Here is a 20,555-nt window from a genome sequence, read left to right as displayed (position 1 = left end):
CTACAGGGAATACTGTGTTCACACCGCTGAACCTTGTGGGAGCGAGCCTGCTCGCGAATGGACGGCGCAGGTGTCATGCCTTCAACGGCTCAACTTTCCTCGTCAACAACTCCACAAACGCCTTGGCCATCGGCGACTTCTGATCCTTGCGCTGCACCAGCCAAACCGCAGACACCGCTGCCGGATCGAGCAGCGGTCGATAGACCACGCCATCAATGCGCATCCGCTGGTAAGAGGCCGGCAACACCGATACGCCGAGGCCTGCCGCTACCAACCCGATAATCGTCATCGCCTCACCGGCTTCCTGGGCAAAGTGCGGGCTGAAGCCGGTGTCACGGGCCAGGCTGAGCAATTGGGCGTACAAGCCGCTGCCGTAGCTGCGTGGAAAAAACACAAAGGGCTCAAGCGCCAGGGCTGACAGAAACAAACCCTCCTCGCTGCCCTCTACCAACGGGTGCTTGGAGCTGAGCACCGCGACCAGCGGTTCGCGCATCAACTCGACCACGCTGAGGCAGTCCGGCAGCCCGAGCGGGCGCATGATCCCGACTTCAATCGATTCGTCCACCAGCGCATCAGCCACCTGGGTGCTGCTCATTTCCCGCAGGTTCAGGTGCACCGCGGGGAACCGCTGGCGAAACGAGAAGATCGCCTGCGGAATCGTCGAGTTGAACGGTGCCGACGAGGTGAAGCCGATTTTCAGCTCACCCAGCTCACCCAGTTGTGCCCGTCGCGCGACATCCGCCGCTTTGTCGACCTGCGCCAGCACCAGTCGTGCCTCTTCAAGAAACAGCCGACCAGCCTCGCTCAGTTCGACCCGACGATTGGTACGCTCGAACAGCCGGGCGCCGACTTCCTGTTCCAGCGCCTGAATTTGCTGGCTCAGCGGTGGCTGGGAGATGCCCAGCACCTGTGCGGCGCGGCCGAAGTGCAGTTCTTCGGCGACGGCGATGAAGTAGCGCAGATGACGCAATTCCATGAAAACCTCATTAGGTCGTAGAAGCTATCAAACAGGTCGAACAATATATTGGATTGAATCATTAGCCAGCTATATGCTTTTTTCATTGCCTGACCGGCTGCGCTCCTCCGAGGTCCACCGTGAAAACTGCTGTCGCTCCACTCGCCCATGAAGTTCCTCCCGCCGCACTGGACGATGCCGTCGTCGAACTGAAAGAGATCTACATCGAAAAAGGCACGCCGGCATTCATGCGCACCGTGCTGGCACTGTTCTGCGGCGGCTTTGCGACCTTCGCCCTGCTCTACTGCGTGCAACCGATGATGCCGCTGTTGTCCCACGAATATTCCATCAACGCGGCGCAAAGCAGCCTGATCCTTTCCGTCGCCACCGGCATGCTCGCTTTCGGCCTGCTGATCACCGGGCCGATCTCCGACCGCGTCGGACGCAAACCCGTGATGGTCGCCGCGCTGTTCGCTGCGGCCCTGTGCACCATTGCCAGTGCGATGCTGCCGAGCTGGCACGCGGTGCTGGCGATGCGGGCATTGGTGGGGCTGTCTTTGAGCGGGCTGGCGGCGGTCGCAATGACCTACCTGAGCGAAGAAATTCACCCGCAACACATCGGTCTGGCGATGGGGTTGTACATCGGTGGCAACGCGATTGGCGGGATGTGCGGGCGCCTGATTACCGGGGTGTTGATCGACTTTGTGAGTTGGCACACGGCAATGCTGGTGATCGGCGGCCTGGCCCTGATTGCGGCGGCGGTGTTCTGGAAAATCCTCCCCGAGTCGCGCAACTTCCGCGCCCGCTCGCTGCACCCGCGCAGCCTGCTCGACGGTTTCACCATGCACTTTCGCGATGCCGGCCTGCCGCTGCTGTTCCTCGAAGCCTTTGTGCTGATGGGGGCGTTCGTCACATTGTTCAACTACATCGGTTATCGCCTGCTGGCCGAGCCGTATCACATGGAACAGGCGTACGTCGGGATGCTCTCGGTGGTGTACCTGTCGGGCATCTACAGCTCGGCGAAAATCGGCGCCCTGGCCGACAAGCTCGGTCGACGCAAAATGCTCTGGGGCACCATCGCACTGATGATCGCCGGTCTGGCCCTGACAATGTTCACGCCGCTGCCGCTGGTGATCATCGGCATGCTGGTGTTCACCTTCGGCTTCTTCGGCGCCCATTCGGTGGCCAGCAGCTGGATCGGCCGCCGCGCCACCAAGGCCAAGGGGCAGGCGTCGTCGCTGTATCTGTTCAGCTACTACGCCGGGTCGAGTATTGCTGGAACGGCCGGTGGGGTGTTCTGGCATCTGGGTGGCTGGAACGGCATCGGGCTGTTCATTGGCACGCTGCTGGTGATTGCGCTGCTGGTCGCGTTGAAACTGGCGAAGCTGCCGCTGCTGCCACAACACGCCTCGACTATCTGAGCACCAGCCGCGCTTCCAGGGCATCGTCGCGTTTTTCCAGGGTCAGCGATTGCAATGCAACACCGTTGCGCTCCATACCGTCGAGCCACTGCATCAACGGCTGCGCGTTGCCATTGAGGGTCACGCGCAGCAGATCGCTATCGCTCTCCATCTGACGGATTTCCAGCCCCGCCGCCGCGGCGCTTTCGCTGATGCGCAGCGATAGTGGTTGATCGGTGTCGACGGGGACCTGGCTGCGCGGTAACGCCCGCTGCAGTTGCGCAGCCAGCCCCGCCTGCTGTTGATACTGTCGCTCGACAGTTTCCAGCCGCTGCCGGGTCGGTTGCCAGATCAGGCTGAAAGCCACAACCGCCAACAAGAAAGCCCCCAACACCTGCAACAGCCGTTGTTCGCGCACAGACATGCGCCGCCATGCCTGCTTCATGCCTCGTCCTCCACGGTGAGGGTGGCGTGCACCCGGTCAGCAGCCTTACTCGCGCTCTCGAGCCGGATGGGCATACCTTGTTGTCGTCCGCGTTCACGCAACTGCTCCAACTCGGCAAAGCCGCTGGCGGTCAGCTGGATTTTCCAGCCTTCGCCTGTTCGAAACTCGATGCGCTGGACCTCGACCGGACTGGCGCCGATCACCTGCTCAATCAACTGGACCAGCCTCGCAATGCGGGTGTTTTGCAATTCGACAGGCTGGCTTTGCAAGGCCTTGAGCTGTGCGGCCATATCGACGATGCGGCTTTGCTCCGGGTAAAGCGCCTTGAATCGCAGCTCATTTTGGGTGGCGAGGTGGCGGGCTTCGTTGTCGAGGAAGCGGATCCGCGTCTCGCTGGCACCCCACGTCATCAGCGCCAGTATCAACAGCACCAACCCGCCGGCACGCCAGGGCAGGCGCTTGCCGCGCGGGGCGAATGCGCCCTGCAGCAGGTTGATGGCCCGGGTTGGGCGGTGGGTCAGGCATTGGTCAATTGCAGCCAGGTCCTCACGCTCGTCCAGCCATTGCATGTCCTCGGGTAATAAAGGGCTGAGCAGCGCCAGGTGGTCTTGCGACAGCGCCATGCGTGCCGACAGGCCTCCACCCAACAGCCAACGACCGAACCACCATGTGCCGCACGGCTGATCACCGGACAACACATCGGCATCGACGAACACTGCGCGCACCTCAATACCCGCCTCACGCAACAAATCGAGCACGGCGGCCAGCCGTTCCCGGCCGATGACCATGACCGGATAGCAGCCGTCCCGATCACGAGCGCCTACCCCCAAATGCACAACCTCCAGCGCTTCACTCAGTTGATCTTCCACGCCGAAGGCTACGGCCTGGGCTTCGGGTTTGCGCCGTGCCGGCCATGGCTCACTGCGTACCCAACTGCACATTTCCATGGGCAGCAGCACATCGATCGACTTCCCCTGCAATGCCGAGGCCGCCTGATTCAGTGGCAGCGGCTGGCGTTGATGGGTTGGCGACCACAGGATGCAGGGCCAGAGGCTGGATGGCGCGTCCTGGCCCTCGGCGGTCAGGTAAAGCCAAGTGTTCATCGCGGTCTCTCGTGGGTACTCATGGGAAGAAAACGTCGTTGCAGCACCGTCAGCTGTCGAGTCTTGGGGTCATGCCCGACATCCGTGGCCAGGTGCAGTTCGCGCCCGTCCCGGGTTACCTGAACGCTGATCCGGTACCAGCGGCTTTGGGTGCCAAGTCCGTGACTGCTCAGGCCCTGCCCGGAGAGCAATGGGTCCTGCGTAAACGCCTGGACACTCGCCCAAGGCGTTGTTGCTGCCTGAAGTACCAGCGCATCGGCGGTCGCGGCATCCACCTCGCCAAGTGTTCTCAACAGCAGCGCCGGTGCGGTGTTGATGTTCAAGGCAGCGTCGGTGGGCAGCAGCGCCACCCAGGGCTCCAGCCGTTGCAGCAGGCGGGCGTCGATATCGGGAAGCAGGCGCAGCTGGCTCAGTTCCCGCAGCGGCCCGACCTGGCTCAGTTGCAGGGGAGGAAGACCGAGCAGCTCAAGCAGGCGCGCCCAACGGTTGAGGGTGACCTGGTCCACCTGCCCCTGGCGTAACAGCGCATTGAGATTGAAGCGCCCGGCGAGGTCATCGATATCGATGCGGATCTGCGCATCTTCAGCCTCGAAACCCGGTGCCATGCCTGCCCAGCCCTGAATCCGCTCGACGGGTTTTTCCGTGTCCTGTAACGCATCACGCAACAGCAGCAACGCCCAGATTTCCCCACCCGATGCGAGTTGGCGCAGGTGTAGCTGCTGCAACTGTTGCCCACTGCTATGCAGCGACAGGTGATGGCTGCGCAACAGGCCCCCGGTAATCACCAGTGCCAGGCTCATGACCAGCAATACACTGATCAAGGCAATGCCGCGTTGATGCCCGTTCATGGCAACGCACCCGGTATCGGCAACACTCGACGAATCGATTCGAAGCGCCCGACCGAGACTTGCACCTCCAGCGCCATGGGCGCCTTCGCGTCTTGCCCGGCCGGCCATTGGGCGACCCAGCCGGACTGGCTGTCGAACAGACGCCAGCTCAATTCGCGAACGCCTTCAAACAGTTTTTGCCGCTGTACGAATTCCGTACCTTCGCCCTGGCTTTCGCGCCACAGTACGCCGCCGTCGAGTCGATAGGTCAGTGTCTGGCGCTCACTGCGGGGTTGGTCCAGAGGGTTGCGCCAGTGACTGCGCTGGAACTGCAAAAGCGGCGGCGCGAGCAGCATCGGCTGCGCAGTGACATGCAGCAAGTCCCGCTCGATCACCGCCACCGCTCGTTGCAGACTCCTGAGTTCTCGCTCGTGAGCCGCCATGCCCTGCTGCACCCGCACCACGCTATCGAACAAGCCCCAACTGGCCAGCCCCAGCACGGCGAAGATCGCCAGGGCGATGACCAGCTCCAGCAAGGTGAACCCGCGCTGCTCATTCATGACCGGCAGGTATCCAGCCGCTGGCACGATGCAAGCCGTGCGCGCCGTTCGCCGGGCTGACCTGAATGTCGACCTGAAGTAAACGCGGATCACCGGTAGTGCTGATGTGCTGATGCAGCACCCAGTCGCGCTGATTCATAGACACGACCTGTTGTTGCTGACCGGCCACCAACCCGGCCTGCAGGCGCAATTCGTTCAACCGGTTATCCGCCAGCCACGCCGCGAACAGTCGCGCTTCAACGGCGCCGCGCTGTTTCACCACGTATTGACTGGCCGACAGCACGGCAGCCGCCAGCGTTGCGAAAACCGCCAGGGCCACCATGATTTCCAGCAGCGTGAAACCGCCCATGGCGGATCGGGATCGCCGGCTAGCCATCGATCACCACCTCGCCGATGCCATCGCCGGACAAGCTCAACCAGGTTCGGTTGCGGGACTCGAAGGTCAGCGTGAAGGCACTTGTTTCATCGTTGCTGAGCAGCAGCAACTGAGGTAGACCTTCGTCAGCCCCCAGTTCCATCGAGTAACCGTCCTCTTTCAAGCGTGGCCGCACGCTCCCTGGCCAGCGAGAAAGCGCCGCCACCGGCTCCCACCCGCGAACACCCAGACGCATCACCCGGTAGCCATTGGCACTCAGCCGCAAGCCATACTCCTGGCCTTCGAACACCGCGCGCTGCCGCAACTGATGAATCACCTGCACCATCGTCTCAGCTTCCTGCTTGACCTGACGCGCCGGGCTGCCTCCACCGGCAAGGCTCACCATGCCCAGCAAAACGCCGACCAGGACCAACACGATCATCAGTTCCAGCAAGGTAAACCCCCGACAGCGGTAGCCCACGGGTCAATGGCCCCAATTGCCGATTTCGGCTGCATACCCTTCACCGCCCGCGACACCATCGGCGCCCAGGGAATACAGGTCGTAGGTACCATCCGCCGATTTCACACCCGGATTGAGGTACTGATAAGGCGTGTTCCACGGATCGACCGGCATGCTCTTGAGGTAACCCTGAGGATTCCAGCCACGCGCCACAGGCAGTCCGGAAGGACGCTTGACCAACGCTTCCAGACCTTGCTGGGTCGATGGGTAGTGGGCGTTGTCGAGGCGATACATTTCCAGGGCGGTGGCGATGGCCTGGATATCGATTCTGGCGGCGGTGACCTTGGCCTGATCAGGGCGGCTCATGAACTGCGGCACCACAATGGCCCCCAGCACGCCGATGATGACCACCACCACCATGATTTCGATCAGGGTAAAACCGCGTTGCACGCGGGAAAGGTTTTTACGGGCAGGACGCATGGATCAATTCACCAATTGGTTGAGGCTGAGAATCGGAAGCAGGATGGCCATGACGATCAGCAGCACAACGCCGCCCATCAACACCAGCATGGCCGGCTCGAACAGACTCACCACCAGCGCAATGCGCGCGGCGAGGCTGCTTTCCTGTTGTTCGGCGGCCCTGGCCAGCATGCGGTCGAGCTCGCCGGCACGTTCGCCGCTGGCGATCATGTGCAGCATCATTGGCGGGATATCACCGCTCAGTTCCAGTCCACGGGTCAGCGTTGCGCCTTCGCGCACGGAACGGGCGACATCGACCATCCGTGCGCGAATGGTCAGGTTGCCGATGACCGCGGCGGCAATTTCCAATGCGTCCACCAACGGCACGGCACTTTTGCCGAGGATCGCCAGGGTGCTGGCAAACCGCGCGGCTTCCATGGCACGCAGCACTTCACCGATGACTGGCGCATTCAACACCCAACGATGCCAGCGCAGACGCCACTGCGGCTGATGCCAGCTCCAGCGCCACAGGCCGAACAGCGTCGCCAGCACGCTCATCAACAACAGGAAATGGTTGCGCAAGCCGCTGCTCACACCGATCAGCACCTGGGTCAGCCAGGGCAGTGGCTGACCGCTGTCGACGAAGATCTTCACCACATCCGGCACCACATAGCCAAGCAGAAAACCGACGATGGCTGCGCTGGCCAACATCAGGATCAACGGGTACACCAGGGCCATCTGAATCTTTTGCCGGGAAGCCTGGCGGGCCTGGGTGTAGGCCGCCAGTTGCTCCAGCACATGGCCCAGATGCCCCGAGCGTTCCCCGGCGGCCACGGTGGCGCGGAACAACTCGGGGAAGGCATTGGGAAATTGCCCCAGCGCCGAGGCCAGGGCCTGGCCCTCCATCACCCGGCTCCTGACCGTCGAGAGCAGGCCTGCGACCTTGCGCTTTGAGCTCTGCTTGGCCACCGCATCGAGCGCTTCTTCCAGGGGCAGTCCGGCCTGAACCAGCGTTGACAGCTGCAACGTCAACAGCGCCAGATCCGCTGCGCTCACGCGTGCGCCGCGAGGTTGTTTGCCTGCGCCGCTGCCGACCCGGACCTCGGTCAACATGCGCGGCCACACACCGCGCTCACGCAACAACTGTCGCGCATGACGGGGTCCATCGGCCTCCAGTCGTCCCTTGCAGGATCGTCCCCGGGCATCGTGGGCGCGGTAGTCGAAGGTGGGCACCAGTCAGTTCTCCTGCGTCACACGCAGTAACTCATCGAGGCTGGTCAACCCTTCCAGCACCCGCTGACGCCCGTCCTGGAACAGGCTGCGCGAGACCTTGCGCGTTTCGTCGAGCAGAATTTGCTCACTGGCGCCCTGAAGGATCAGCGCCGAGACGGCGGGTGTCACGCTGACCAGTTCGTAAATGCCGATGCGCCCGCGATAGCCGTGCTGGCACTGTCCACAGCCCGACGCCTTGAACAGGGTGTGCGGTGTGGCCATGTCGAGCCCCAGGCGCTGGCAGGCCGGCGCGTCGGCGATGTACGAAACCTTGCAATGGGGGCACAGGGTGCGCAGCAGGCGCTGGGCCAGAATGCCTACCAGCGAGGACGCCAGCAGGTAGGCATCGACACCCATGTCCACCAGCCGCGTGACGGCGCCAACCGCACTGTTGGTGTGCAAGGTCGAAAGCACCAGATGCCCGGTCAAGGACGCCTGAACAGCGATCTCGGCGGTTTCCCGGTCGCGGATTTCGCCGACCATCACCACGTCCGGGTCCTGGCGCAAAATTGCCCGCAGTCCCCGGGCGAAGGTCATGTCGACTTTCGTATTGACCGGCATCTGGCCGACACCGGGCAAGTGATACTCGATCGGGTCTTCGACCGTCAGGATGTTGCGGGTCTGGTCATTCAGGCTGCTCAGCGCGGCGTACAGGCTGGTGGTCTTGCCGGAGCCGGTCGGCCCGGTCACCAACAGGATGCCGTGGGGTTTGCCCAGCAACTGGCGCAGGGCCGCGAGGGTATCGTCCGGCATGCCCAACCGATGCAGGTCCAGGCGCCCGGCCTGCTTGTCGAGCAGGCGCAGCACCACCCGTTCACCGTGGGCCGAAGGCAGCGTCGAGACCCTCACATCGACTTCATGCCCGGCCAGACGCAAGGCCATCCGCCCGTCCTGAGGCACGCGTTTTTCCGCGATGTCCAGGCGTGCCATGACCTTGATCCGCGACACCAGCAGCGTCGCCAGTTCGCGCTTGGGCCTGAGCATTTCACGCAGCTGGCCATCCACCCGCATGCGCACCGACAGGTACTGCTCGAAGGTTTCCAGGTGCACATCCGAGGCGTGCTCGCGCACCGCTTCACCGAGCAACGCGTTGATCAGGCGAATGATCGGCGCGTCGCCTTGTTGCTCCAGCAGGTCGGCGGTTTGCGGCACCTGATCGACCAGGCTGAGCAAGTCCAGTTCTTCGTCCAGCCCTTGGGCAACCTGCTCCACCGCACTATGCCCCTCGCGATAGGCCGCCGCCAGGCGCGAGGCGTACTCATCGGCCCCGACTATTTGAAACGACAACGCCCGCCCGCACACCCGACGCGCTTCCGCCAATGCGGTGAGCGGCGCATCGCGACGCAGGGCAAGGCGCAGGTCGTCGCCGTCACGCTCAAGCAACACACCAAAACGCCGGGCGAAGCCGAAGGGCAATTGCTCGCAGAGTTCGCTCATGGCTTTACTGCGCCTTGCTGCGCAAATCGAACACTGGCGCGCCCGTGGCCGGCTCGAACAACCCGCGTGCCTCGGATGGCAACAACAACGAGTTGTTTTCCCCCGCCCCTGACTTGCTCAAGTCCCGCAGCGCGTTGTAACGCTGCTGGCTGACCTGGGACAGGTCTTCCTTGCTGCGCACGATGGTCGGCCGCAAGAACACCATCAGATTGCTTTTGGTCTGGGTATCGCGGTTCCAGCGGAACATCGCGCCGAGGTAGGGAATGTCCCGCAACAGCGGCACGCCGCTTTTCTGGGTGCGCACGCTGTCCCTGATCAGGCCGCCGATCACGATGATTTCGCCATCGTCGGCAAGGATGGTGCTTTTGAGTGCGCGCTTGTTGGTGATCAGGTCCGAAGAATCAATGCCCGACACCGAGGGTGCAATGTCCGACACTTCCTGCTCGACCTCCAGACGCAAGGTCGAGCCTTCGTTGATGTAAGGCTTGATCTTCAGGCTGATGCCGACGTCCTTGCGCTCGACGGTGGTGAACGGATTCTCCGCGCCGTTGCTGTTGGTGGCGTAGGAGCCAGTCTTGAATGGCACGTTCTGGCCGACGATGATTTCGGCCTCCTGATTGTCCAGGGTCAACAGGCTCGGCGTGGACAGCAGGTTGCTGTGGGTGTTGCTGGCCAGGGCCGAAATCAGTGCACCGAAGCGGTCACTGCCCAGTTGCAGGATCGCCCCTTCCGGCGCCGATCTTTTCTCGTCGAACTTCAGCCCGCCGACAATCGGAATGTCGGTGCCAGGAAAGTTGATGAAGCCCTTGGCATCGCCCGTGTTGAGATTCCACTGCACACCGACGGCCTCGGCGATATCGCCGGAGATTTCGACAATGGCGGCATGGATCAACACCTGGGCCCGCGGCTGGTCCAACTGACGCACGATGCTTTCGATGGTCCGCACCTGCGCGGGTTCGGCAATCAGCACCAGCGCGTTCTGACTTTCGTCGGCCTTGATCATGAAGGCTGCACTACCAGACGTATCCTTGGCGCTTCCAACGGCGGACGCCTGTTTTCGGCCCTGCCCCATCGACTCCAGAATCTCGGCCAACTGCTTGGCATCGCTGTGACGCAGGCGAATCACCCGGGCATTGTCGAGGGTTGTGGTGGTCGGCGTATCGAGACCTCGGGCCAGTTCGATCAAACGTTGGCGAACGACTGGCGGGCCAATGAAAATCAGGCGATTGGTCCTGGTGTCAGCCAGTACCTGTATCGCCGACTCGGCATTGCGCTTGCCCATGGAGGCCTCGATCACCGGCGCGACATCGCCCGCTTGGGCATGCTTGAGCTGAACCACCGCGTGTAGATTGTTCTGGCCGGAATCCAGCTCGCGGATCACCCGGGCGATGCGCTTCACATTGGCAGCCGTATCCGTCAGCACCAACGCGTTGGCCGACACCGAGGGGCCGACATAACCATTGGCAGAGACCAACGGTCGCACCAGCCCGGCAATATCGGTGGCGCTACCGGTGTTCAACGCGATGACTTCAGTCACGAACTGCGACGCCGTGGTGGTTTTTACCGTGCCTTGACCGGCACGGGTCCTGGCCTCGGAGACCGGGGTGATGAGGATCCGGTCGCCCTCATCGATCACCGTAAAGTTGTGAGCGTCGAGCACCGAATAGAACAACCGGCGCACCCCTTCACGATCGAGTGCCTGCCGGGACATGACGGTGATACGACCGGAGACCTTGGGGTCCAGCACCACTGTGGTCCCCAAAATGCTGGAGATCTCTTCGACGATGTCGCGCAGCTCTGCGTTGTTCATCGCCAGTTGCCATTTTTCTTCGGCGCCTCGAAGCGTGCCTGGGAAGGCGGCAGCCGCCAAAACGGCAAGCAGAAGCATGGAGCGCAGCCAATGCGCGCCGACGAAGCTGTCCATTAAATTCATCACTCTGGTTGCCCGGGGAACGGGCGTAAAAAACGCGTGGTCGTGGTAACCGGTAGAGAATCGACAGATGATTCGATTCCCTTCAGAAAACGTGCGCCAGAGGGTGCGAGCGTCAGCAGCTCCTCTCGTCCCTTGTTCCACAACACAACCTGATGGGGCTCGATACGACGCAGGACGCTGCCGCCAGGCAAGCGCTCACCCACCTGATAGAGACGAGAACCCTGAGCATTGGCCAGCAGTGCTTTGGATAATCCGCTGCTGACAAAGCTCGCTTGCAAAGTCAGCGGCTCGGCGCTGGGCCGCGGTGTGGCCTCCGTCGTCAGGCCGAACACAATGGCAATCGATGCTGTTTCGAGCGGTTCACGTACAGGCACCGCCTGCAGGGTTGCGATGTCGGGCGACGGTGAAGCCAGATGCTCGCGAAATTCCCGTTCCTGCCACACCAGAAACACCGCGCCGCTCACTGGCAACGCGAGCCAGCAAACGCTGCTCAGGCATGCCCGAAAGCGGTGTCCGGAGAAATTCGAAACCTTCATTTTCAACTCGATACTCAACAGAGGCGCCTGGCTTCAGGCGACCTTTTTTCAGGTCGTCTGAAGCCAGTTGCGAGGACTTACAACTTGTCCCACGCCATGTGCCAGTGAGCACCGACACCCGGTTCGAAGCCGTTGGCGGAGGGGCTGAACTGCTTGCAGTAACCCGACTCAGGGAACGGCTTGCACTCAAAGACTTCGTTGGTCTTCGGCTGCAGCACCTTGGTGCCGGCGGTGTAGTCGCTGAGGCCTTCAGGGAACACGAAGTCGTATTCGATGCCGGCGCCTTCACCGGTCAGTTGGGAGGTCTGGGTATCCTGGCGGGTGGTGCGACCATCCAGGGTGGTACCGACCAGGGTGAGTGTGTGCGCGCCCGGATTGCTGCGCACATCCATGGACAGCGAGGTGGAGCCGCTGGCTACTTGTGCCGACGTGGTGCCTACCGGTTTGTTGCTCTGATCGAACAAGGTCGCTTCGACGTTCATCGGGCGGTTCGCAATCATGCCGAACTCGACCTTGGCCCGGCCTTTATCCAGAACGTATTCGGCTTGCTGCGAGGCCACCGACATGCGTGCTGCCGCATCCTCCTTCATGTCCAGCTGAATTTCGTAACGGGTCACGCCGCTTTCTTTTTGTGCGTATAGCGAGTTGTTGCCCCGGATCGGTTCGATATTGCCGTTTTCATCACGAATGCCGGCACGGATGAGTTTGTGGGTCGCGTTGATTTTTTCCGCCAGCTTGAACGACCAGTTTTGTGGCGACCCTTCTTCAGCGTTATCGATGCTGATTTCGACGCGGTAGTCCGGGTTCTCGCCATTGGCGGAGAACGCGCGGGCCTTGACCTTGTCACCGACCAGCAGCTCGGTCGAAGGCGCAATACTACCCACGGAGGACCAGCCACCCGGCAACTCTGGTTCGGCAAGGATGTTTACGTCTGCCACGTTGTAAAACGCTGCATCGGTATCACCGACGGTCCAGATCGCCAGAATCACGTGCTGACCGGATTTGTCTGCAGGAAGGGTGCAGTTGTGCTTGTCGCTGTTAGACGGCTTTTGATTACCGCCATCGACGGTGCAGAACGGGGTACTTTCGAAGGTAGCGCGCTTGAGCGATTCGTTCGGATTCCAGCCGTTGCGGCTGATGAAATACTCGTGCCTGGTGGCCGGGTGAACAGCGGTGTAACGCCATTGGAAATCGATGTTGCGATCCTTGATTTCGGTCAGGTGCCAACGGGTGGCGGACTGTGCGTCCATGGCAGAGAACAGCGAGTGACCGCCGCTGGCGATCTTGCCATCGACCGGGCCTTGCAAGGGAGCACCGCCGACGCCAGCCGGAAAGCCCTTGAAGGTTTCACCAACACTTTGCGGCTCGTACTGCGCGCCGCCGCAGTTGGTGTTCAAGCCTTTCTGGCAGGCCAGTGCGCGCGAAGGCGGCACATCCAGATAGCCATGGGCGGAAACGGTTTGAGAGGCCAGCATTGCCGATAACAGGATCATCGACGACGTGCAGGCTGTTAAAGCACTTCGTCTATCAAATGTAATTTTCATGATGTGCTCCAGACTACTTATCGAAAACAAGCCGCCTTGCAGGCGGCGATGTTCGCTTCGTTATTGTTCGGCGTTGCGCTGAACAGGGGGCTGGAACCTTACGGGGATGACGAAGAATTCTATGTAGGAGTAATCCTCGAACCTGACAGGAATAGTCTGCGCATCCGATTTTCCTACAAGACATAAAAAAACCTGTCCGGCACGAGGCGGGACAGGCTTCTGGAAAACGGCGTTGACCGTTATTCGTGATATTGCGCCGACAATTCATGCACGGCACGCAGGAATGCGCCAGCGTGCTCCGGATCGACTTCCGGCGTGATGCCATGGCCGAGGTTGAACACGTGGCCGCTACCCTTGCCGTAGCTGGCCAGAATACGCCCGACTTCAGCGCGAATGGCTTCCGGCTTGGCGTAGAGCACGGTCGGGTCCATGTTGCCTTGCAAGGCAACCTTGTCGCCGACACGGTCGCGGGCGTTGCCGATGTCGCAGGTCCAGTCCAGGCCCAATGCATCAGCACCGGCGTCGGCGATGCTTTCCAGCCACAGACCGCCATTCTTGGTAAACAGGATCACCGGCACCTTGCGGCCTTCGTGTTCGCGGATCAGGCCGCTGACGATTTTCTTCATATAGGCCAGGGAGAATTCCTGGTACGCCGCCGCTGACAGGTTGCCGCCCCAGGTGTCGAAGATCTGCACCGCTTGGGCGCCGGCCATGATCTGGCCGTTGAGGTAGCTGGTGACCGACTGCGCGAGTTTATCCAGCAGCAGGTGCATGGCTTGCGGGTTGTCGTAGAGCATGGCCTTGGTCTTACGGAAGTCTTTCGACGAACCGCCTTCGACCATGTAGGTGGCCAGGGTCCACGGGCTGCCGGAGAAGCCGATCAACGGCACACGGCCGTTCAGTTCGCGGTGGATGGTACTGACCGCGTCCATCACGTAACCCAGGTCTTTCTGCGGGTCAGGAATCGGCAGGGCTTCGATGTCGGCCAGGGTGCTGACGACTTTCCTGAAGCGCGGACCTTCGCCGCTTTCGAAGTACAGACCCTGGCCCATGGCATCGGGGATGGTCAGGATGTCGGAAAAGAGGATCGCCGCGTCCAGTTGCGGATAGCGGTCGAGCGGCTGCATCGTGACTTCGCAAGCGAACGCCGGATTCATGCACAGGCTCATGAAATCGCCGGCCTTGGAGCGGCTGGCGCGGTATTCAGGCAGGTAGCGACCGGCCTGACGCATCATCCACACGGGGGTGACGTCTACGGGTTGCTTGAGCAGGGCGCGCAGGAAACGGTCGTTCTTCAGGGCAGTCATGTCGGCATCCGGAAAAAAAGTGAGGGCATTTTCTCAGAGCTGGGCGCAAAAGGCACGGCAAGAGCCGCGCCTTTTGTCTATCGGGTCAATTTGTCGCGGCCTGTCGCTGTAACGGCTTGCAACTCAACATAACATTTGCTCGTACTTGTCCAGGACCTGCTTAACGGAAGATTAACTGCCCCTTCCTAGCATCCGCACCACTTTATGGAGGGGTGCCGATGTATAAAAAACTGCGTTTCGCGTCAGGCTCACTGGCGCTTATGGTTATTGTCGGCGGCTGCACTCCAGCATCCGACACGCTGGAGCCCGCCCCTGTAAAGGTCAGCATCGAAACGCTGGAAGCGCGGCCTCTTTCAATCAGCAGCGAACTGAGTGGCCGCATTGCAGCACCGCGAACAGCCTATGTGCACGCAAGGGTAGCGGGGGTACTGCTAAAAAACGTGCTCGCGCAAGGCAGCGAAGTGAAACAGGGCGACGTTCTCTTTTACATCGACCCGGCGCCCCTTCAAGCCGATCTGGACAGCGCCCTGGCCGGGTTGAAAAAAGCCCAGGCCGATGCCTCGCGAGCACGCCTGCAAGAACAACGCTTCCGCAAACTGATTCCGGGTAATGCGATCAGTGCCCAGGAATATGACAACGCACGCGCGACCGCCCAGCAGGCTGACGCTGACGTCGCGGCCAATCAAGCGATTGTGCAACGTGCTCGACTGAATTTGAGTTATTCAACCGTCACCGCTCCCATCTCCGGCCGCATCGGTCGCGCCTTGGTGACCGAAGGCGCTCTGGTCGGACAGAACGAACCAACCCCGCTGGCGCTGATTCAGCAGTTGGACCCGATTCATGTCGACCTGTCTCAATCAACCCGCGAACTCAACGAGTTACGCCGTGCGTTCCGTTCCGGCCAGTTGCGGCAACTGGGATTGGACCAGGCCAAAGCTGCTCTGCTCCAGGATGATGGCAGCTTGTATCCGTTGCCCGGCAAGCTGCTTTTCAGCGATATCAGTGTCGACCCGGGCACTGGCCAAATCATCCTGCGTAGCGAGTTTCCTAACCCCGACCTGGACTTGCTGCCCGGCAGCTTCGTGCGGGTCAGGGTGGAGCAGGCCATCGCTCAACAGGGTATCAGCGTGCCACAGCGCTCGATCTTGCGGAACAGCGCTGGCCTGGCCCAAGTAAAACTGCTCGATGACGAACTGCGCGTGTCCCTCAAAACGGTGCAACTGGGGACCATGTACCGCGATAGGTGGATCGTCACCGACGGCCTCAAATCTGGCGATCGCATCGTCGTCGAAGGTCTGCAACATGCTCGTCCTGGCGAGAAAGTACAAATCGACACCCCCTCTCTTCCACTCGTCCAGACGACTGGTCCATCAACAGGACGCTAGTTTATGCCGCATTTTTTTATTGATCGCCCGGTGTTCGCCTGGGTGATCGCCCTGTTCGTCCTGCTGGCGGGTGCGCTGTCTATAACGCAATTACCAGTGGCTCAATATCCCAACATTGCTCCACCGAAAATCGAAGTCACCGCAAGCTATCCTGGGGCCTCGGCACAGGTCATGGATCAAAGTGTCGTCAGCGTGATTGAGCAAGAACTCAGCGGGGCTGACCATCTGTTGTATTTTGAATCGAGCAGTAGTCTGGGCTCCGCGACGATCACCTCGACATTTAAACCAGGCATTAATCCGGAGCTTGCTCAGGTCGACGTACTCAATCGCCTGAAAGCCATCGAGTCGCGACTGCCACAAACGGTGATACAGCAGGGCTTGCGCGTAGAGAAAGTCTCCACTGGTTTTCTGCTGTTCATTTCACTTATCGGCACCCGCGATGATGTCGACTCCGTGTCCCTCAGTGATTACCTGGCACGTAACGTAGTAAACGAAATCAAACGCCTGGACGGCGTCGGGAAAGTCCAGATGTTCGGGTCTGAGCGAGCTATGCGTATTTGGCTCGATCCGCAAAAACTGATCGCTTTCAACCTGACACCTGCTGACGTCAATGCAGCAATCACGGCTCAGAACACCTTGATAGCCGCTGGCAGCCTCGGGGAATTACCGATTGACGATAGCCAGGAAATCACTGCGACCGTCCTCGCCGAAGGCCAATTGTCGAGCCCTGAGGCGTTCGCCGAGATTGTGCTTCGCGCCGACTCCAGTGGAGCTGTAGTGCGAGTAGGCGATGTCGCCCGCGTCGAATTAGGTAGCCAGGAATACCAGTTCGGCACCCGCCTCAATGGCCAACCTTCCAGTGAATTGGGTGTTCAACTGACGCCCGATGGCAACGAATTGAGTACCGCAACGCTGGTACGCGCGAAGATGGATGAGCTGTCCCGCTATTTCCTGCCGGCATGAAGTACCAGATTGCGTACGACAGCTCGCCCTTCGTCAAAGTCTCAATCACCAAGGTGATTTACACACTGCTCGAAGCGATGGTTTTGGTGTTCGTCGTGATGTACCTGTTCCTGCAAAACATCCGTTACACATTGATTCCGACATTGGTGGTGCCGGTTGCGTTAATGGGTACCTTTGCACTCATGCTGGCACTAGGGTTCTCAATCAATGTGCTGACCATGTTTGGCATGGTGCTGTCGATTGGCATTCTGGTGGATGACGCCATCGTGGTGGTGGAAAACGTTGAAAGAATCATGCTTCACGAGCAGCTCTCCCCCAAGGAAGCAACTCGCAAGGCGATGAAACAAATCAGTGGCGCCATCGTGGGCATCACCCTGGTACTGGTTGCCGTATTTATTCCTATGGCATTCATGCCAGGTTCCGTCGGGGTTATTTACCAGCAGTTCTCCCTGACCATGGCTACCTCCATTCTGTTCTCGGCATTCCTTGCCTTGAGCCTGACACCAGCGCTGTGCGCCACGCTGCTCAAACCTGTGGAACAGGATAGTCACTCTGCCCACGGGTTCTTCAAATGGTTCAACTGCCGATTCGAACAACTGACCGAGAGCTATCAGGGGTGGGTGACCCATGCCCTTAAACGCAGCGGACGGTATTTGTTCATTTATGGCGCCTTTCTACTCGTGCTGGCGCTGGGCTTCAGCCGCCTGCCCTCCGCGTTTCTTCCGGATGAAGACAAGGGCTACACGATCATCGACGTTCAACTGCCCCCCGGGGCAAGCCAAAGTCGCACGGTAGCAGTCGTCAAACAAATCGAAGCGCATTTCGCCACTGAACCGGCCATGGACAACAGCACGTTCGTTCTCGGCTTCAGTTTTTCCGGCAGCGGGCAGAACGCCGCGCTGGGTTTCACCGTGCTCAAGGATTGGTCACAGCGGGGTAGCAATGATACGACGACCGCCATCGCCGAACGGGCGAACGCAGCCTTGAGTCACATCAAAGAAGCAGAGGTGTTAGTCGTATCACCAGCACCGATTCGCGGTCTAGGTACCTCCAGCGGTTTCGAGTTCCGCTTGCAGGACCGTGGCAGCCTTGGCTATGCCACGTTGATGAAGGCTCGCAGCGATCTGCTGGAAGCAACACAAACCAGTCCAATCCTGGCAAACGTCCGCGAAAGCGCTTTGCCCGAAGCGCCGCAGGTAAAATTGGACATCGACCGCCGACACGCCAATGCGCTAGGTGTCTCCTTCGCCGATATTGGCAACGTATTGTCCACCGGCATCGGTTCGGCCTACATCAATGACTTCCCCAATCAGGGGCGAATGCAACGAGTGCTGGTACAGGCTGAGGGCGACCAACGCAAGCAGGTCGACGATCTGCTGAAGATGCACGTACGCAATAAAGATGGAAAGATGGTCCCTTTGTCCACCTTCGTTCAAGCCCAATGGACTCAAGGGCCTGCGCAATTGAACCGTTACAACGGTTACCCGGCGATCAGCATCTCCGGCGAACCAGCCCCCGGCTACAGCACGGGAGAAGCCATGGCGGAAATCGAACGCCTGGTGGCGCAAGGACCGGCCGGTCTGGGACACGAGTGGACCGGGCTGTCACTGCAAGAACGCTTGTCCGGCAATCAGGCACCGATCCTGATCGGCCTGTCGTTGCTGGTCGTGTTCCTCTGTCTGGCGGCGTTGTACGAGAGCTGGTCAATTCCGACGTCAGTTTTGCTTGTAGTGCCTCTCGGCGTGCTTGGCGCAGTCGTGGCGGTCACCCTGCGCGGGATGCCCAACGACGTATTCTTCAAAGTCGGGTTGATCACCATCATTGGCCTATCAGCGAAGAACGCGATTCTGATCATCGAGTTCGCGAAGAGCCTGTACGACGAAGGCCACGACCTGATCGATGCCACCTTGCATGCCACGCGCCTGCGCCTACGCCCCATCATCATGACGTCACTGGCGTTTATCCTTGGCGTGGTGCCCTTGGCGATAGCCACCGGTGCCAGCTCAGCGAGCCAGCAAGCCATCGGCACCGGGGTGATCGGCGGCATGATCAGCGCAACGTTGGCGGTGGTGTTTGTACCGGTATTTTTTGTGGAAGTGATGAAGCGCGTGAAAACCCGCCGTCACTGAAACGCAAAAGCGGGCTTGTCCGTAGAGAACAAGCCCGCTTTTGTGTGGTGCGTAGCGAACGTTAAACGCCCAGGTAATCCAGGATCCCTTCAGCCGCATTACGGCCTTCGAAGATCGCCGTCACCACCAGGTCGGAACCGCGCACCATGTCGCCACCGGCGAAGATTTTCGGGTTGCTGGTCTGGTGCTTGTACTGACCTTGCTCAGGCGCAACAACGCGGCCCTGGCTGTCGGTCTGGATCTCGAACTGCTCGAACCACGACGCCGGGCTTGGACGGAAACCGAAGGCGATGACCACGGCGTCGGCCGGAATGATCTCTTCGGAGCCCGGGATCGGCTCTGGGCTGCGACGGCCACGGGCGTCCGGCTCGCCGAGACGGGTCTCGACCACCTTCACACCTTCGACCTTGTCTTCGCCGACAATGGCGATCGGCTGGCGGTTGTAGAGGAACTTCACGCCTTCTTCCTTGGCGTTCTTCACCTCTTTACGCGAGCCTGGCATGTTCGCTTCGTCGCGACGATAGGCGCAAGTCACCGATTTGGCACCCTGGCGGATCGAAGTACGGTTGCAGTCCATCGCCGTGTCGCCACCGCCCAGTACCACGACCTTCTTGCCTTTCATGTCGACGAAATCTTCCGGCGACTTTTCAAAGCCCAGGTTGCGGTTGACGTTGGCGATCAGGAAGTCCAGCGCATCGTACACGCCCGGAAGGTCTTCACCGGCGAAACCACCCTTCATGTAGGTGTAGGTGCCCATGCCCATGAACACGGCATCGTACTCTTCGAGCAGTTGCTCCATGGTCACGTCCTTGCCCACCTCGGTGTTGAGGCGGAACTGGATGCCCATGCCACTGAAGACTTCGCGACGATTGCTCAGTACGGTCTTTTCCAGCTTGAACTCGGGGATGCCGAAGGTCAGCAGGCCGCCGATTTCCGGGTTCTTGTCGAACACCACCGGGGTCACGCCGCCGCGCACCAGCACATCGGCACAACCCAGGCCCGCAGGCCCGGCGCCGATGATGGCGACACGCTTGCCGGTCGGCTTGACCTTGGACATGTCCGGACGCCAGCCCATGGCGAACGCGGTGTCGGTGATGTACTTCTCCACCGAACCGATGGTCACCGCGCCGAAGCCGTCGTTGAGGGTGCAGGCACCCTCGCACAGACGGTCCTGCGGGCACACCCGGCCGCAGACTTCCGGCAGGGTGTTGGTCTGGTGCGACAGCTCGGCGGCCTGGAGGATGTTGCCCTCGGCCACCAGCTTCAGCCAGTTGGGAATGAAGTTGTGCACCGGGCACTTCCATTCGCAATACGGGTTACCGCAACCCAGGCAGCGATGGGCCTGGTCGGCCGACTGCTGGGGTTTGAACGGTTCGTAGATTTCCACGAACTCTTTCTTGCGTTGACGCAACAGTTTCTTCTTCGGATCCTTGCGCCCGACATCGATGAACTGGAAGTCGTTATTCAGACGTTCAGCCATTTTAA

17 protein-coding genes and 1 pseudogene are annotated in these 20,555 nt (G+C 60.6%); 3 read left to right on the top strand and 15 right to left on the bottom strand.

The genetic code is table 11. The features are described 5' to 3' along the window. Positions 1-73: 73 nt before the first annotated feature. On the bottom strand, positions 74-976 hold the full coding sequence (locus RS887_RS11840; protein WP_322615527.1) for a LysR family transcriptional regulator: 903 nt from the start codon (positions 974-976) through the stop codon (positions 74-76). Positions 977-1,143: 167 nt separating this feature from the next. On the opposite strand from RS887_RS11840, the gene RS887_RS11835 reads away from it, so the two are divergent. Continuing rightward, the gene (locus RS887_RS11835; RefSeq protein ID WP_416339968.1) at positions 1,144-2,376 is read left to right on the top strand and encodes an MFS transporter; all 1,233 of its coding nucleotides are present in this window, start codon (positions 1,144-1,146) and stop codon (positions 2,374-2,376) included. Here the strand turns inward: RS887_RS11835 and gspM are convergent. The 13 genes from gspM to hemE all read right to left on the bottom strand — a co-directional run bounded on the left by gspM (position 2,369) and on the right by hemE (position 14,593). Further along, positions 2,369-2,800, bottom strand: coding sequence for a type II secretion system protein GspM (gene gspM, locus RS887_RS11830; protein ID WP_322615525.1), 432 nt, complete (start codon positions 2,798-2,800; stop codon positions 2,369-2,371). The two genes, RS887_RS11835 and gspM, sit on opposite strands and share 8 nt — an antisense overlap. Further along, positions 2,797-3,903 (bottom strand): type II secretion system protein GspL, encoded by a 1,107-nt coding sequence (gene gspL / locus RS887_RS11825; protein ID WP_322615524.1) that lies wholly within the window; start codon positions 3,901-3,903, stop codon positions 2,797-2,799. Before gspL ends, gspM begins: the two co-directional genes overlap by 4 nt. Next, on the bottom strand, positions 3,900-4,751 hold the full coding sequence (locus RS887_RS11820; protein WP_322615523.1) for a type II secretion system protein GspK: 852 nt from the start codon (positions 4,749-4,751) through the stop codon (positions 3,900-3,902). Before RS887_RS11820 ends, gspL begins: the two co-directional genes overlap by 4 nt. Continuing rightward, a complete protein-coding gene (locus RS887_RS11815) occupies positions 4,748-5,290 on the bottom strand; it encodes a type II secretion system protein GspJ (RefSeq protein ID WP_322615522.1) in 543 nt (180 codons plus the stop codon). Before RS887_RS11815 ends, RS887_RS11820 begins: the two co-directional genes overlap by 4 nt. Then, positions 5,283-5,666, bottom strand: a complete 384-nt coding sequence (gene gspI, locus RS887_RS11810; RefSeq protein ID WP_322615521.1) for a type II secretion system minor pseudopilin GspI — start codon at positions 5,664-5,666, stop codon at positions 5,283-5,285. The genes RS887_RS11815 and gspI overlap by 8 nt, the downstream gene beginning before the upstream one ends. After that, positions 5,659-6,126, bottom strand: a complete 468-nt coding sequence (gene gspH, locus RS887_RS11805; protein ID WP_322615520.1) for a type II secretion system minor pseudopilin GspH — start codon at positions 6,124-6,126, stop codon at positions 5,659-5,661. The genes gspI and gspH overlap by 8 nt, the downstream gene beginning before the upstream one ends. Before the next feature lie 3 nt (positions 6,127-6,129). Then, entirely contained in the window at positions 6,130-6,585 is a 456-nt protein-coding gene (gspG, locus tag RS887_RS11800; protein WP_322615519.1) for a type II secretion system major pseudopilin GspG, read from the bottom strand. A gap of 3 nt (positions 6,586-6,588) precedes the next feature. After that, the gene (gspF, locus tag RS887_RS11795) at positions 6,589-7,797 is read right to left on the bottom strand and encodes a type II secretion system inner membrane protein GspF (protein WP_322615518.1); all 1,209 of its coding nucleotides are present in this window, start codon (positions 7,795-7,797) and stop codon (positions 6,589-6,591) included. Between the two features lie 3 nt (positions 7,798-7,800). Beyond that, a complete protein-coding gene (gene gspE, locus RS887_RS11790) occupies positions 7,801-9,273 on the bottom strand; it encodes a type II secretion system ATPase GspE (protein ID WP_322615517.1) in 1,473 nt (490 codons plus the stop codon). A 4-nt stretch (positions 9,274-9,277) separates the two neighbouring features. After that, entirely contained in the window at positions 9,278-11,197 is a 1,920-nt protein-coding gene (gspD, locus tag RS887_RS11785) for a type II secretion system secretin GspD (RefSeq protein WP_322615916.1), read from the bottom strand. An 8-nt stretch (positions 11,198-11,205) separates the two neighbouring features. Further along, positions 11,206-11,760: a type II secretion system protein N gene (locus RS887_RS11780; RefSeq protein WP_322615516.1), complete on the bottom strand. Its 555-nt coding sequence runs from the start codon at positions 11,758-11,760 to the stop codon at positions 11,206-11,208. A gap of 59 nt (positions 11,761-11,819) precedes the next feature. Further along, positions 11,820-13,286 carry an N-acetylglucosamine-binding protein GbpA gene (gene gbpA / locus RS887_RS11775; RefSeq protein WP_322615515.1) on the bottom strand — a complete coding sequence of 489 codons (1,467 nt, stop codon included), beginning with the start codon at positions 13,284-13,286 and terminating at the stop codon, positions 11,820-11,822. Positions 13,287-13,525: 239 nt separating this feature from the next. Next, positions 13,526-14,593 (bottom strand): uroporphyrinogen decarboxylase, encoded by a 1,068-nt coding sequence (hemE, locus tag RS887_RS11770; RefSeq protein WP_322615514.1) that lies wholly within the window; start codon positions 14,591-14,593, stop codon positions 13,526-13,528. Positions 14,594-14,811: 218 nt separating this feature from the next. Between hemE and RS887_RS11765 the strand changes: the two genes are divergently transcribed. Both RS887_RS11765 and RS887_RS11760 read left to right on the top strand, forming a co-directional pair. Then, positions 14,812-15,978, top strand: a complete 1,167-nt coding sequence (locus RS887_RS11765; protein ID WP_416339957.1) for an efflux RND transporter periplasmic adaptor subunit — start codon at positions 14,812-14,814, stop codon at positions 15,976-15,978. Between the two features lie 3 nt (positions 15,979-15,981). After that, positions 15,982-19,070 (top strand): annotated as a pseudogene (locus RS887_RS11760) (multidrug efflux RND transporter permease subunit). A gap of 61 nt (positions 19,071-19,131) precedes the next feature. Here RS887_RS11760 and RS887_RS11755 read toward each other — a convergent pair. Continuing rightward, on the bottom strand, positions 19,132-20,550 hold the full coding sequence (locus tag RS887_RS11755; protein WP_322615513.1) for an FAD-dependent oxidoreductase: 1,419 nt from the start codon (positions 20,548-20,550) through the stop codon (positions 19,132-19,134). Positions 20,551-20,555: the final 5 nt, after the last annotated feature.

It is taken from the genome of Pseudomonas sp. BIC9C (genome assembly GCF_034541995.1).
Taxonomy (GTDB): Bacteria; Pseudomonadota; Gammaproteobacteria; order Pseudomonadales; family Pseudomonadaceae; genus Aquipseudomonas; species Aquipseudomonas fluorescens_CC.
The sequence above is the reverse complement of the archived record's forward strand: the minus strand, read 5'-3'. Positions and strand labels throughout refer to the sequence as shown.

Bases quoted from the DNA above. Each gene is read 5' to 3' on its own strand.
- RS887_RS11840 (WP_322615527.1), bottom strand. From the start codon at position 976: ATGGAATTGCGTCATCTGCGCTACTTCATCGCCGTCGCCGAAGAACTG.
- gspM (WP_322615525.1), bottom strand. From the start codon at position 2,800: ATGAAGCAGGCATGGCGGCGCATGTCTGTGCGCGAACAACGGCTGTTG.
- gspL (WP_322615524.1), bottom strand. From the start codon at position 3,903: ATGAACACTTGGCTTTACCTGACCGCCGAGGGCCAGGACGCGCCATCC.
- RS887_RS11820 (WP_322615523.1), bottom strand. From the start codon at position 4,751: ATGAACGGGCATCAACGCGGCATTGCCTTGATCAGTGTATTGCTGGTC.
- RS887_RS11815 (WP_322615522.1), bottom strand. From the start codon at position 5,290: ATGAATGAGCAGCGCGGGTTCACCTTGCTGGAGCTGGTCATCGCCCTG.
- gspI (WP_322615521.1), bottom strand. From the start codon at position 5,666: ATGGCTAGCCGGCGATCCCGATCCGCCATGGGCGGTTTCACGCTGCTG.
- gspG (WP_322615519.1), bottom strand. From the start codon at position 6,585: ATGCGTCCTGCCCGTAAAAACCTTTCCCGCGTGCAACGCGGTTTTACC.
- gspE (WP_322615517.1), bottom strand. From the start codon at position 9,273: ATGAGCGAACTCTGCGAGCAATTGCCCTTCGGCTTCGCCCGGCGTTTT.
- gspD (WP_322615916.1), bottom strand. From the start codon at position 11,197: ATGGACAGCTTCGTCGGCGCGCATTGGCTGCGCTCCATGCTTCTGCTT.
- gbpA (WP_322615515.1), bottom strand. From the start codon at position 13,286: ATGAAAATTACATTTGATAGACGAAGTGCTTTAACAGCCTGCACGTCG.
- hemE (WP_322615514.1), bottom strand. From the start codon at position 14,593: ATGACTGCCCTGAAGAACGACCGTTTCCTGCGCGCCCTGCTCAAGCAA.
- RS887_RS11765 (WP_416339957.1), top strand. From the start codon at position 14,812: ATGTATAAAAAACTGCGTTTCGCGTCAGGCTCACTGGCGCTTATGGTT.
- RS887_RS11755 (WP_322615513.1), bottom strand. From the start codon at position 20,550: ATGGCTGAACGTCTGAATAACGACTTCCAGTTCATCGATGTCGGGCGC.